General features: G+C 57.2%; 14 protein-coding genes. 11 read left to right on the top strand and 3 right to left on the bottom strand.

All coding sequences use genetic code 11. The features are described 5' to 3' along the window. Positions 1-294 precede the first annotated feature (294 nt). The 8 genes from metG (at position 295) to BK658_RS21895 (ending at position 7,390) form a co-directional block, all read left to right on the top strand. Positions 295-2,346, top strand: a complete 2,052-nt coding sequence (gene metG, locus BK658_RS21930; RefSeq protein WP_123584139.1) for a methionine--tRNA ligase — start codon at positions 295-297, stop codon at positions 2,344-2,346. 120 nt (positions 2,347-2,466) lie between these two features. Beyond that, positions 2,467-3,054: an Rnf-Nqr domain containing protein gene (locus BK658_RS21925; RefSeq protein ID WP_123584138.1), complete on the top strand. Its 588-nt coding sequence runs from the start codon at positions 2,467-2,469 to the stop codon at positions 3,052-3,054. After that, positions 3,051-4,265, top strand: coding sequence for an electron transport complex subunit RsxB (gene rsxB / locus BK658_RS21920; protein WP_123584137.1), 1,215 nt, complete (start codon positions 3,051-3,053; stop codon positions 4,263-4,265). The genes BK658_RS21925 and rsxB overlap by 4 nt, the downstream gene beginning before the upstream one ends. After that, positions 4,252-5,250 (top strand): RnfABCDGE type electron transport complex subunit D, encoded by a 999-nt coding sequence (locus BK658_RS21915; RefSeq protein WP_123584136.1) that lies wholly within the window; start codon positions 4,252-4,254, stop codon positions 5,248-5,250. The genes rsxB and BK658_RS21915 overlap by 14 nt, the downstream gene beginning before the upstream one ends. Next, on the top strand, positions 5,247-5,852 hold the full coding sequence (locus BK658_RS21910) for an RnfABCDGE type electron transport complex subunit G (RefSeq protein WP_123584135.1): 606 nt from the start codon (positions 5,247-5,249) through the stop codon (positions 5,850-5,852). The genes BK658_RS21915 and BK658_RS21910 overlap by 4 nt, the downstream gene beginning before the upstream one ends. After that, positions 5,849-6,439, top strand: coding sequence for an Rnf-Nqr domain containing protein (locus BK658_RS21905; protein WP_123584134.1), 591 nt, complete (start codon positions 5,849-5,851; stop codon positions 6,437-6,439). Before BK658_RS21910 ends, BK658_RS21905 begins: the two co-directional genes overlap by 4 nt. A 25-nt stretch (positions 6,440-6,464) precedes the next feature. Then, complete coding sequence (nth, locus tag BK658_RS21900) at positions 6,465-7,103, top strand: endonuclease III (RefSeq protein ID WP_123584133.1); 639 nt, start codon at positions 6,465-6,467, stop codon at positions 7,101-7,103. Positions 7,104-7,210: 107 nt separating this feature from the next. Continuing rightward, positions 7,211-7,390, top strand: coding sequence for a PA3496 family putative envelope integrity protein (locus BK658_RS21895; protein WP_019693351.1), 180 nt, complete (start codon positions 7,211-7,213; stop codon positions 7,388-7,390). A gap of 185 nt (positions 7,391-7,575) precedes the next feature. On the opposite strand, the gene BK658_RS21890 is transcribed toward BK658_RS21895, so the two are convergent. Beyond that, positions 7,576-8,202, bottom strand: coding sequence for a response regulator transcription factor (locus BK658_RS21890; protein ID WP_054593803.1), 627 nt, complete (start codon positions 8,200-8,202; stop codon positions 7,576-7,578). Positions 8,203-8,684: 482 nt separating this feature from the next. On the opposite strand from BK658_RS21890, the gene BK658_RS21885 reads away from it, so the two are divergent. Further along, the gene (locus BK658_RS21885) at positions 8,685-9,377 is read left to right on the top strand and encodes a hypothetical protein (protein ID WP_123584132.1); all 693 of its coding nucleotides are present in this window, start codon (positions 8,685-8,687) and stop codon (positions 9,375-9,377) included. Positions 9,378-9,554: 177 nt separating this feature from the next. On the opposite strand, the gene BK658_RS21880 is transcribed toward BK658_RS21885, so the two are convergent. Next, entirely contained in the window at positions 9,555-10,772 is a 1,218-nt protein-coding gene (locus BK658_RS21880) for an argininosuccinate synthase (protein WP_019693354.1), read from the bottom strand. 129 nt (positions 10,773-10,901) lie between these two features. Further along, positions 10,902-11,810 (bottom strand): flagellar protein MotY, encoded by a 909-nt coding sequence (locus BK658_RS21875; protein WP_123584131.1) that lies wholly within the window; start codon positions 11,808-11,810, stop codon positions 10,902-10,904. Positions 11,811-11,966: 156 nt separating this feature from the next. Here BK658_RS21875 and pyrC point away from each other — a divergent pair, with 156 nt between their 5' ends. Next, on the top strand, positions 11,967-13,013 hold the full coding sequence (pyrC, locus tag BK658_RS21870; protein WP_123584130.1) for a dihydroorotase: 1,047 nt from the start codon (positions 11,967-11,969) through the stop codon (positions 13,011-13,013). After that, complete coding sequence (gene rnt / locus BK658_RS21865) at positions 13,010-13,684, top strand: ribonuclease T (protein ID WP_103315097.1); 675 nt, start codon at positions 13,010-13,012, stop codon at positions 13,682-13,684. The genes pyrC and rnt overlap by 4 nt, the downstream gene beginning before the upstream one ends. Positions 13,685-13,782 lie beyond the last annotated feature (98 nt).

Below are 13,782 nucleotides of genomic sequence, written 5' to 3'. Positions count from 1 at the left end.
CCTACCCGTTCCACACGTCGGACGGCATGCCCGACTTTCATTTGAGGCAAACGGATTGACTGTGGCGAGGGGGCTTGCCCCCGTTGGGGCGCGAAGCGGCCCTGAGTTCAGCGCATGCGTTCCGCCAGACATACCGCATTCGCCGACTTTACGACTGCTACGCAGCCTAACGGGGGCAAGCCCCCTCGCCACAAAAGCGCCAGCGCTGCAGTAAACCCCGTCGCCACAGGGGTGAAAAATATGCGCCGGCGCTTTATAGTGGCCGACCTCCGTTTCATCAAGTAGCCGAGCCCCATGTCCGAGCCACGCAAGATCCTCGTCACCAGCGCCCTGCCCTATGCCAATGGTTCAATCCACCTTGGCCATATGCTTGAGTACATCCAGACCGATATGTGGGTGCGCTTCCAGAAGCATCGCGGCAATCAATGCACGTATGTCTGCGCGGACGACGCCCACGGTTCGGCCATCATGCTGCGCGCAGAAAAAGAAGGCATCACCCCGGAACAACTGATCGCCAACGTCCAGGCTGAACACAGCGCCGACTTTGCCGAGTTCCTGGTGGACTTCGACAACTTCCACTCCACTCACGCTGAAGAAAACCGTGAGCTGTCGAGCCAGATCTACCTGAAGCTGCGCGACGCCGGGCACATCGCCACGCGCTCCATCACCCAGTATTTCGACCCGGAAAAGAAAATGTTCCTGGCCGACCGCTTCATCAAGGGCACCTGCCCGAAGTGCGGCACTGAAGACCAGTACGGCGACAACTGCGAAAAATGCGGTGCCACTTATGCGCCGACCGACCTGAAAGATCCGAAATCGGCAATCTCGGGCGCCACACCGGTGCTCAAGGATTCCCAGCACTTCTTCTTCAAGCTGCCGGACTTCCAGCACATGCTGCAGGAATGGACCCGCAGCGGCACCCTGCAAGACGCAGTCGCGAACAAGATCGCCGAATGGCTGGATGTCGGCCTGCAACAGTGGGATATCTCCCGCGATGCGCCGTATTTCGGTTTCGAAATCCCGGACGAGCCAGGCAAGTACTTCTATGTCTGGCTGGACGCGCCAATCGGCTACATGGCGAGCTTCAAGAACCTCTGTGCACGTCGGCAGGATTTGGACTTCGACGCGTACTGGGCCAAGGACTCCACCGCCGAGCTGTACCACTTCATCGGCAAGGACATCGTCAATTTCCACGCGCTGTTCTGGCCAGCCATGCTTGAAGGCGCGGGCTACCGCAAGCCGACCGGTATCAACGTACACGGCTACCTGACCGTCAACGGCCAGAAAATGTCCAAGTCCCGCGGCACCTTCATCAAGGCCCGGACCTACCTGGACCACCTGTCGCCGGAATACCTGCGTTACTACTACGCCTCCAAACTCGGCCGTGGCGTCGACGACCTGGACCTGAACCTCGAAGACTTCGTGCAGAAGGTCAACTCCGACCTGGTCGGCAAAGTCGTCAACATCGCCAGCCGCTGCGCAGGCTTCATCCACAAAGGCAATGCCGGCGTGCTGGTGGCCGGTAATGCCGCGCCAGAACTGACCGAAGCGTTCCTGGCCGCCGCGCCAAGCATCGCCGAGGCTTACGAGGCTCGCGACTTCGCCCGTGCCATGCGCGAAATCATGGGCCTGGCCGACCGGGCCAACGCCTGGATCGCCGACAAAGCGCCATGGTCGCTGAACAAGCAGGAAGGAAAGCAAGACGAAGTCCAGGCGATCTGCGCACTGGGCGTCAACCTGTTCCGCCAACTGGTGATCTTCCTCAAGCCTGTGCTGCCGTTGCTGGCCGCCGACGCCGAGGCGTTCCTCAACGTCGCACCGCTGACCTGGAACGATCACGCAACCCTGCTCAGCAACCATCAGCTGAACGAGTTCAAACCGCTGATGACGCGCATCGACCCAGTCAAGGTGCAAGCCATGACCGACGCTTCGAAAGAAGACCTGGCCGCCAGCCAGACCGACACCGGCGATGCTGCGCCACAGGGCAACGGCGAACTGGCCAAGGATCCGCTGTCGCCAGAGATCGAGTTCGATACCTTTGCGGCTGTCGACCTGCGGGTGGCGCTGATTCTCAAGGCCGAAGCCGTGGAAGGTGCAGACAAGCTGCTGCGCCTGACATTGGACATCGGTGACGAGCAACGCAACGTGTTCTCCGGCATCAAGAGCGCTTATCCGGACCCGGCCAAGCTTGAAGGTCGCCTGACGATGATGATCGCCAACCTCAAGCCACGCAAAATGCGCTTCGGGATATCCGAAGGCATGGTCATGGCGGCAGGCCCTGGCGGCGAAGAAATCTACCTGTTGAGCCCGGACAGCGGCGCCAAGCCGGGTCAGCGCATCAAGTAAGTTGCCTGACTGAACCGATCCCACCGTCGCGTTGACTCGCGGCGGTGGGATTTTCATATCTGCTTGCCGGATAATGCCTAATCTTCAAGCACAGGCCCGTTCGCTCAACCCGGCACGCCCATGACCGACATTCTGCTCACGCTCATCAGCACCGCCCTGATCAATAACTTCATCGTGCACTGGCCGCTGGGTGTCGATCCGTTGATGCAATCGACGCGTGAGCCTGCCATCGAGCGGCTCCAGATTCATGCCCTGGGCATTGCGACCACTTGCCTGATGTTGCTCAGCGGCGTTCTGGGTTACGCGGCTTATTACTGGCTGCTGATACCGTTGGGTCTGGCGTCCTTGCACCTGTTTGTGTTTTTGCCCTTGAGCGTGCTGCTGATAACCCCCGTGCTGAATCTGCTGACGCGTGCCCTGCCGCAGTTGCCGTTCAACGGCCTGTGGCCATTGCTGCTGGGCAACGCAGGCGTGCTCGGTCTGAGCCTGCTCGGCATGCAGAGCGACAAAGGCTTTGGCTATCACGCGGCACTGTCTCTCGGCGCCGGGCTGGGTTTCTGGCTGGTGCTGAGTCTGTTCAGCGACCTGCGTCAGCGCACCCTCAATAACGATGTGCCCCTGCCCTTTCGTGGCCTGTCGATCGAACTGATCAGCGCCGGACTGGTAGCAGTGGCATTTCTCGGCTTCAGCGGACTGATCAAAACATGAGTCTGATTCAACGTATCGACGCACTCCTGCCGCAGACCCAATGCGGCAAATGCGGCCACCCTGGATGCAAGCCCTACGCTGAAGGCATTGCCAATGGCGAGGCAATCAACAAGTGCCCGCCGGGTGGCAACGAGACCATTTCGGCGCTGGCCGAACTGTTGAAAATCCCGGTGTTGGAACTGGACGTCAGCCGTGGCTCGGCACCGGCACAAATTGCATTTATCCGTGAAGCCGAATGCATCGGCTGCACCAAGTGCATTCAGGCCTGCCCGATAGACGCGATTGTCGGCGCGGCAAAACTGATGCACACGGTGCTTATCGACGAATGCACCGGCTGCGATCTGTGCGTAGCGCCCTGCCCGGTGGATTGCATCGAAATGCATCCATTGCCCTCGGCCAAGGTGCTGCCGATTATCGGTGGTCTGGCGTTCACGTCCGAAGAACTGCAGGCACGCACGGCTAAACGCGATCACGCCCGACAGCGCTTCGAACAGCGCAATACGCGCCTGCGTCGTGAGGAAGAGCAAAAGCACGCCGAACGACTGGCCCGCGCGCAAAAAGCCGCACAGCACAGCGACGCCAGCAACAACCCGCTGCAGGACGCCATTGCTCGGGTTCAGGCACAAAAAGCCGCTGCCGCCGATGCCGCGCTGAAAAAAGCCAAGATCGATGTGGCGATGAGCCGCGCGCAGCTGAATAAATCGCTGAAGGCTTTTGGGCATCCTCCGACCTTCGAACAGCAGTCGCAGCTGATCATTTTGCAGCAGCAATTCGAAGCCGCCGAGCAGGCCCTGGCGCACCTCGAAAGTACCGTCCCGTCAGCGCCTGTGCAACCGACGGCACCGGCCAACGATGTCGAACTCAAACGCGCGAAAATCCAGCTGGCGATGCGTCGCGCCGACCTGAAAAAAGCCCAGGCCAGCGAAACACCGGCCGAGCAACTGGAAGCGCTTAGCGCGGCCCTCGCTCAAGCGGAGCAGGCGCTGCACGATGCCGAGGGAGCCAGCGAAAAACCGGCCCCCGACCTGGTACGCGTCGAAAAACGGCCCATCGACGCTCAACTGCGGCAACTGAAAACCGAACTGGCTTATGCCCGCGCCGATGTCAGCAAGCTCGAGCGGCGTCCCGATACGCCGGCGGAGCTCCTGGCCAAGGCCCGCGAAAGGCTCTGCGAAGCCGAGCGCCAGGTAAACGCCTATGTCACCCCTTGAACCAGTCGATGATCGCCTGCAACAGGCGATGAAGCGGGTTTTACTGGCTACCGTGCCAGGCATGCTGGTGTTGTTCTGGTTATTTGGCTGGGGCGTTCTGATCAACCTGCTGCTGGCCTGCGGCAGCGCGCTGGCGGTTGAAGCGCTGGTGCTGCGCTTGCGCAAGTGCCCACTCAAGCCTGCGTTAAGCGACGGCAGCGCGTTGGTCAGCGCCACCTTGTTGGCATTGGCGTTACCACCTTACTGTCCATGGTGGCTGACAGTCAGCGCTGCAGCATTCGCGATGTTTTTCGGCAAGCACCTGTATGGCGGCGTCGGCAAAAACCCGTTCAATCCGGCCATGCTCGGCTTTGCACTGGTGCTGGTGTGTTTCCCGCAACAGATGACCCATTGGCCAACGTCCCACGGGATGAATCTGCTCGCCGGCTTGCAACAGATTTTCGGTTTCAATTTCAGCGGCGCCGAGCAGCCCGACGCCTGGGTGACGGCCACGGCGCTGGATAGCCTGCGAATCAATAAAAGCCTGACCATGGACGAACTCTTCGCCGGCAACCCGGCGTTTGGCCACGTGGGAGGTAAAGGTATCGAGTGGGTGAATCTGGCCTTCCTCGCCGGCGGCGCGTTCCTGTTACAGCAGCGGGTGTTCAGCTGGCATGCGCCGGCCGGCATGCTCGGCAGTCTGTTCGTCATCAGTCTGCTGTGCTGGAACGGATCGGGATCGGACTCCCACGGCTCCCCGCTCTTTCACTTGCTGACAGGTGCGAGCATGCTCGGGGCATTCTTTATCGTGACCGAACCGGTGTCGGGAGCGAAGAGTCCCAAAGCCCGCCTGATGTTCGGCGCGGGCGTCGGCCTGCTGACCTACCTGATTCGAACCTGGGGCGGCTATCCCGACGGGGTGGCCTTTGCGGTGCTGCTGATGAACCTCTGCGTACCGGCCCTGGAACGCCTCGCTGCTGCACAACCAGAGCCTCGTACGCCATGAACCGGAATCTCAGTGTGCTGATGCTGGTGGTCGTGGCCGGATTGGGCGCAGGCGCTACATTTTTCCTGCAACACGCCACCGCACCGCAGATCTCGGCTGAACAGCGCTTGATCGAGAGCCGCAGACTCTTCGATATGCTGCCAGCCGGCAGCTACGACAATCAGCCTTTAGACCAGCCACTCGCGCTCAAGGATATCGCGCTGAGCAACAGCACATTGCTGGGCGGTTACCTGGCAACGTCTGGGGGAAAACCCGGCGCAGTCATATTGCGCAGCCAGGTGATGGGTTATGAAAACGCGATCGAACTGCTGATTGTGATCGACGTCAACGGCAAGTTGCTGGGGGTCAAAACCCTCAAGCAATCGGAAACGCCGGGGCTGGGCGGGAGAATCGCCGACCAGCCCAATCCCTGGCTTCAGGGCTTTTTCGGCAAGTCGCGCAACGACCCCGGTGACAGTGGCTGGGCACTGAAAAAAGATCAGGGGCAATTCGATCAGTTGATCGGCGCAACCGTCACTTCCAGGGCGGTGATCAGTGCAATCCATGACGCGTTACGCTATTTCGACGAGCATCAGCCACAACTGATCGGGAGCGGACAATGAACCAGTCCTCGATGCTGCAGAACTCGCTGATATTGACCCCGTTGATCGGCGCCAGTGACTCCTTGGTAAAAGCCTTGGGTCTGTCGCTGCTATCGCTGCTGGTCATTGGTATTTACGGCCTGAAAATGAGTGTGTTGCGGCCGCGGATCGTCCCGTCCATGCAGTTGATCACCTGCATTGCGCTCGCCGCCACATTGACCAGCCTGGCAACATTGGCATTACAGGCCTGGGCCTTTGAACTGCATCAGCAACTGGGAATGTATGCCGGACTGATTGCCCTGCAGTGCATTGTGCTGGAGCACAGCGGCTTTTTTACCCTCGCCAGCATGATCGACCGGATTCGCCTGGCCAGCCTGTTTTTTGGGCTGATGGTTGTTCTGGGCGTGTTGCGAGAAGCTCTCGGCAATGGGTCATTCGCCAGCCATGTGTCCTGGTTGACCGGAATTATTGATTCCAGCGAGCAAGGCTGGCTGTTTGCCGCTGATGGCGGCATACGACTGGCCATCCTCGCCCCCGGCGGGTTTATCCTGCTGGGACTGCTCATAGCCGCCAAACAAGCCTGGCTTGGTGCCTCAACCTCACACTGACCGCCTTCAAGGAACTGCTCTGCCCATGAATGCCGCAAAACGCCTGGAAATTTTCCGTCGGCTTCACGAAGACAATCCGGAACCGAAAACCGAACTGGCCTACTCGTCGCCCTTCGAATTGCTGATCGCAGTGATCCTTTCCGCGCAGTCCACCGACGTAGGCGTCAACAAGGCCACCGCCAAGCTGTTTCCGGTGGCCAATACTCCGGCAGCGATTTATGCGCTGGGTGTGGAAGGATTGTCCGAGTACATCAAGACCATCGGCCTGTTCAACAGCAAGGCCAGGAATGTCATTGAAACCTGCCGAATGCTGGTAGAGCTTCATGGCGGTGAAGTACCGCAAACCCGTGAGGAACTGGAAGCGCTGCCCGGGGTAGGTAGAAAGACCGCGAACGTGGTGCTCAACACGGCTTTTCGTCAGCTGACCATGGCCGTTGACACGCATATTTTCCGGGTCAGCAACCGCACAGGGTTAGCGCCAGGCAAGAATGTCGTCGAGGTGGAACAGAAACTGATGAAGTTTGTTCCCAAGGAGTATCTGCTCGACTCCCATCACTGGTTGATCCTCCACGGACGCTACGTTTGCCTGGCTCGCAAGCCCCGCTGTGGCAGCTGCCGTATCGAAGACCTGTGCGAATACAAGCAAAAGACCTCCGACGATTGAGGTTCTATTACTTTTATTGATTTACCGATTGAAAAAATCTTTTTTACCCGCCGGGAGAATGTCGATATAAGAGGCGCCAACGGCAGTCTTAGCCTGGAGTTAACCTTATGAGCACTGGCAAAGAACAACTGGACACAGAAGACGACTTCATCTCTGTTGAGGCCGATGATGCCGAGCCTGTGGTAGAGGTAGCAAAGACCAACCTGAGCAAACGTCGCACCATCGATAATCTCTTGGAGGAGCGCCGCTTGCAAAAGCAACTGGCCGATTACGATTTTGACCTTTAACACCTGAAAGCCTCCCGAAATGGAGGCTTTTCAGCACGCCCTCAACCGCTGGGCAATGCTCTCTGATTCAATGAGTCCAGCGCGACGGGGACATCAGGGCAAGCCATCCGGCGACTCAAATCCGATCAGACTCCGCTTACCTTCAGACGCTTTCCATGCACAAAGCACTACTCGCCCCGAGAGATTCAAACCAGGCCATTACGCTGCGCAAGCTCGATCAGGTCTACCAGCGAGCGGGCATTGAGTTTCAATAGCAGACGCGTTTTGTAAGTACTCACGGTTTTGTTGCTGAGGAACATTCCATCGGCAATTTCCTTGTTGGTCTTTCCTCGGGCCAACTGTTGTAAAACCATCATCTCCCTTCCTGACAGACGATCCACCATGTCTGCTTCACTCGCGTTGCCCAAACTTGAGCGAACCGAGTGCAACGCCTGATTCGGAAAGTAGCTATATCCTGACAATACAGCCTTGATTGCACTGAGCAACTCGGTGAGGTCCTGCTGTTTGCAGACATACCCGGCTGCCCCTGCCTGCATGCAACGCATTGAAAAGTGACCGGGGGCCTGCGACGTCAAGACCAGCACTTTCAAAGGCATGGTGGTCGAGGTCAAGCGTGCAATAACTTCCAGGCCATCCAGTTTCGGAATACCGATATCCAGTATCACGATATCCGGCATCTGTTCACGGGCGAGTTGCAAGGCATCGACACCATTGTCCGTTTCGGCAATGACTTCGTAGCCATGACGCTCCATTAGCATACGTACAGCAAGACGAATGACGGGGTGATCATCCACGATCAGCACTTTATTCATGGGCAAGTCCAATTTCGCTGTTCGAATTTTTAGAGCCCGCACAATAGCGTAGTCGTTTCGACCTTGGGATGCTGCCCACCCCAACCACCCACACCGAGAGACAATCCCTACAAACAACAAGGAATCTCCCTACAGGATTTCATAAAAAACAATGTCGCTTAAAGTTTACTCGAGGCTTTACCCTCCTCTGGTCACCTGTATTTTTTCTGTGGACATCAAAGAAACCAGCTGACAATACACACTCTATCCCGGCCGATCATGAAACATGAGTCTATTATCAAAAAACAACCTGCTTTCACGCGCTTACATGAATCACGCTAAAACAAGGCTATTGATCCGTTAAAAATAGTGATAAAACTGCAAAGCAGGCCGATCCATAAACCCTTTACAAAAACTAATAAACCAATACCGAACCACCACGACCACTTAACATTTTCACCGACAAGGAATCACTATAGACCACTATTTAACGAGCAATCAAAATGACAAAAATTCAAAAAAAAATATCCAACCCGATGACCATAATTGCGATATTTGCGACGCTCTCCGAAACTTCGGCAGCCGTATCGTTGCCCTTTCTTGACAACGAGGAGCGCCAGACTTACATCTGGTTTCTGATCAGCTTCCCCTTTTACCTGCTCTTTTTATTTTTTATCACGCTAAACTTTAACTACAAATCATTGTATGCCCCTTCTGACTTTCAAAAGAGCAAGCAGTTTGTAAAAGTCATCGACGATGCTGCTCGACCAGAAAAAAACAGAAACACCACCCTCAACGACCCTGCTGAAGAGGATAATCAACCCAACTCAATCAAAGGACATAAACCCGACTATCTGCTTCAGAGCGCCCCCGCTCCACCCGCCTATATAACCTTCATCACGAACCTTTCGACCCAACACCCAGTGTCTTTACCTGCGTCGATACACGGCATGCAGATCATTGATGCACGATGGATTCGCAAAAAGAAAGATGTCGGCAGTTTGATGAACGCACTCTATTCAAGGAAACACCATGACCGTGAAGTGATCATCTTTCTGACGAGCGGCGAGTCGGAACATTTGATTAACGAAAGAGCACTCAAAAAATCAGATGCAAGATCCCTGGAGAGCAAGGAGTCTTTTTACATGAGTTATAACTTGAGTACTTTGGCAGTGACCGTCGTCAGCCAGCACTGACACAGACAGAACAGAACAGAACAGAACAGAACAGAAGGGGAGTACAGACAATCCAGGAAGTTAACAACCAAGACCTGGCGACACAGATTCAGGAGACAAACAGCCACACACGAATTCTTCGATCACATTGAGGCCCCGTTACAAACGGGGCCTCAATCGTTGATCATGCCAACAACATCAGAACAGCTTGCGGCCTTTGTTTGCGGCAATGCGCATACGCAGAGCGTTCAGCTTGATGAAGCCGGCTGCATCAGCCTGGTTGTAAGCGCCGCCATCTTCTTCGAAGGTAGCAATGTTGGCGTCGAACAACGATTCGTCAGACTTGCGACCGGTGACGATCACGTTGCCTTTGTACAGCTTCAGGCGAACCACACCGTTCACATGCGCCTGAGAAGCATCGATCATCTGTTGCAGCATCAGACGCTCAGGGCTCCACCAGTAACCGGTGTAGATCAGGCTGGCGTATTTAGGCATCAGCTCGTCTTTGAGGTGAGCTACTTCGCGGTCCAGAGTGATCGACTCGATCGCCCGGTGAGCACGCAACATGATGGTGCCGCCTGGGGTTTCGTAGCAGCCACGGGACTTCATGCCGACGTAACGGTTCTCGACGATGTCCAGACGGCCGATACCGTGTTCGCCACCGATACGGTTCAGGGTCGCCAACACGGTAGCCGGAGTCATTTCGACGCCGTCCAGTGCAACGATGTCGCCGTTGCGGTAAGTCAGTTCCAGGTACTGCGGCTTGTCAGGAGCGTTCTCCGGGGAGACGGTCCAGCGCCACATGTCTTCTTCGTGCTCGGTCCAGGTGTCTTCCAGCACGCCGCCTTCATAGGAGATGTGCAGCAGGTTGGCATCCATCGAGTACGGGGATTTTTTCTTGCCGTGACGCTCGATCGGGATCGCGTGCTTCGCCGCATAATCCATCAGCTTCTCGCGCGACAGCAGGTCCCACTCGCGCCAAGGGGCGATCACTTTCACGCCAGGCTTGAGCGCATAGGCGCCCAGCTCGAAACGAACCTGGTCGTTGCCCTTGCCGGTCGCGCCATGAGAAATGGCGTCAGCGCCGGTTTCGTTGGCGATTTCGATCAGGCGTTTGGCGATCAACGGACGAGCGATGGAAGTACCCAGCAGGTACTCGCCTTCGTAAACGGTGTTGGCGCGGAACATCGGGAAAACGAAATCACGCACGAATTCTTCGCGCAGATCGTCGATGTAGATTTCTTTTACGCCCATGGCTTGTGCCTTGGCGCGGGCCGGCTCGACCTCTTCACCCTGACCCAGGTCAGCGGTAAAGGTCACCACTTCACAGTTATAAGTATCCTGCAGCCACTTGAGGATCACCGAAGTGTCCAGGCCGCCGGAATACGCCAGAACGACCTTGTTTACGTCCGCCATGCCATCACTCCACGGGGTTCTACGGAAAGCCGAGAAGTCTACCGCTGCGAGAGGATAAATTACAGAGGCGCGACAGCTTATGATGACGAAGCGACAGATTATGTCGAGCGGGCGACGATTTCAGCCGGTTCAGGAGGTCGTCGCGGCACTGCTTGCCGAGCTGACTTGCGGAGCCGGTTTATCGGTGGGTGCAACGCGCTCAAGATGAACGTTGACCCGGCGATTCCTGGCCCGATTGGCGGTGTTGGTGTTAGGGGCTAACGGATAGCGTTCGCCGTGAAAACGCATTGTGATCTGTGATTCCTGAATGCCATTGGCCTTGAAGAAGTCCATCACCGCCAGCGCTCTGCGCCGGGACAGATCACGGTTGGTCAGGCGATTGCCACTGTTATCGGAATGGCCGTCGAGCTCAATGTGATTGACCGTCGGGTCAGCCTTCATGAAGCTCAGCATGACCTGCAGCTTGGCTTTGGCTTGCGCGTCCAGATCGATACCTCCACCCGGAAAACCAACCTCAGCCTGCTTGACCTGCTCGTAATTCATCGGCAGCAACTTGGCGACACACGCCTGATAATCGGCGTAGGCCTTGCTGAAACTGACCGGTAACAAACGGACTTCCGACACACCGCCATCGCGCGAATAATGACGAATCAGCGGACTGCGACCGTCCATCAAACCACCGATAAGGCGTCCAGCCTGGAGCTGCGAACTGTTGAACAGCACATCACCGCTGCCGACTTTGACCGACCCCAGATTGATGTCGCCGCGCCCCGGCTGCCAAGGCGCAGCGGCAGCCAGCAACGTCGCCGAGCCGCCGCTGATCATCGGGTTGTAGGCCTTCAGACGAAAGGTGGCCTGCTCGCCTGCGCGCCGCACGAACTCGCCCGAACCGAAATCGGCAATCGGCTGGCTCAGGCGACATTCGAACTTGTCGCCTTCGACCGTCCACTCGATGCTCTCCAGACGCGTCTGGAAAGTGAGCGCCATCGCAGGAAGGCTGGCAAACACGCTGAGCAAGGCTAAATAACGCTGGCGCACGGGAGGCTCCACTGGCTTCTACAACAAAAAGACCGATACATATAATTACGGCATACCTTTGTCATATCGGAAGCTTGCTGCAAAACTTGATAGCGAGTGCCTGGATGAGTCTTTTCCGGTAGCATTCCCTTGAGTTTGACCCGCCTGGAATCCCCAATGTCCGACCGCCTGACCCTGCTGCGTCCCGACGACTGGCATATTCATCTTCGCGATGGTGCTGTGTTGCCCAATACTGTCGCGGATGTCGCGCGCACCTTTGGTCGCGCGATCATCATGCCTAACCTGGTACCACCGGTGCGTAACGCCGCTGAAGCCGACGCCTATCGCCAGCGCATTCTCGCTGCGCGCCCGGCCGGCAGCCGTTTCGAACCGCTGATGGTGCTCTACCTGACCGACCGGACTACACCCGATGAAATTCGCGAGGCCAAGGCCAGCGGTTTCGTTCACGCCGCCAAGCTGTATCCGGCTGGCGCGACCACCAACTCGGACTCCGGTGTTACCAGCATCGACAAGATCTTCCCCGCGATCGAGGCCATGGCCGAGGTCGGGATGCCCTTGCTGATTCACGGTGAAATCACCCGCGGCGACGTCGATGTCTTCGACCGCGAAAAAATCTTCATCGACGAGCACATGCGTCGGGTCGTGGAGCGTTTCCCAACGCTCAAAGTGGTGTTCGAACACATCACCACCCGCGATGCCGTGCAGTTCGTCAACGAGGCTTCGGCCAACGTTGGCGCAACCATCACCGCTCACCACTTGCTGTATAACCGCAACCACATGCTGGTGGGCGGGATTCGTCCGCACTTCTATTGCCTGCCGATTCTCAAGCGCAATACGCATCAGGTCGCCCTGCTTGACGCCGCTACCAGCGGCAGCGAGAAGTTCTTCCTGGGCACAGACTCGGCCCCGCACGCCCAACACGCCAAAGAAGCCGCGTGTGGCTGTGCCGGTTGCTACACCGCTTATGCCGCGATCGAGATGTACGCCGAAGCCTTTGAACAGCGCAATGCGCTGGACAAGCTCGAAGCCTTCGCCAGCCTCAACGGCCCGCGCTTCTACGGCCTGCCGGCGAACACCGACCGCATTACCCTGGTCCGCGAAGAATGGACCGCCCCAACCAGCCTGCCGTTCGGCGAGCTGACTGTCATCCCGCTGCGCGCCGGTGAAAAACTGCGCTGGCGCCTGCTGGAGGAACACGCGTGAGTGAAGACCATTTCGACGACGAACAGGAAAGTTCAGGCGGAGGTGGTTCACGTCACCCGATGGCAGCCAGGTTCCGTGGATACTTACCCGTTGTCGTCGACGTTGAAACCGGTGGTTTCAACTGTGCCACTGACGCCTTGCTGGAAATTGCCGCCACGACCATCAGCATGGACGAAAAAGGTTTTGTGTACCCCGATCACACCTATTTCTTCCGTGTAGAACCGTTCGAAGGCGCCAACATCGAAGCCGCGGCGCTGGAGTTCACCGGGATCAAGCTCGATCATCCCCTGCGCATGGCCGTGAGTGAAGAAGCGGCACTGACCGACATCTTCCGTGGCATACGCAAGGCGCTGAAAGCCAACGGCTGCAAACGGGCGATCCTGGTCGGCCATAACAGCAGCTTTGACCTGGGCTTCCTGAATGCCGCTGTTACGCGCCTGGACATGAAGCGCAATCCGTTTCACCCGTTCTCCAGCTTCGACACCGCGACACTGGCCGGTCTGGCTTATGGTCAAACAGTCCTGGCCAAGGCGTGCCAGGCTGCCGATATCGACTTCGACGGGCGCGAGGCTCACTCGGCTCGCTACGACACCGAGAAGACTGCCGAGCTGTTCTGCGGCATCGTCAATCGCTGGAAACAAATGGGCGGTTGGGAAGATTTCAACGACTGATTGAGTCGCAGGATTTATCCCGCCCATAAAAAAACCGGCCTCAGCGGCTAATGCCAGTCAGTTAAGCTGACTGGCATTTTTATTTCTGATCGGATACT

It is taken from the genome of Pseudomonas brassicacearum, from assembly GCF_003732175.1.
Taxonomy (GTDB): domain Bacteria; phylum Pseudomonadota; class Gammaproteobacteria; order Pseudomonadales; family Pseudomonadaceae; genus Aquipseudomonas; species Aquipseudomonas brassicacearum_G.
Note: the sequence above shows the minus strand (reverse complement) of the source record. Positions and strands in the feature narration are given on the sequence as shown.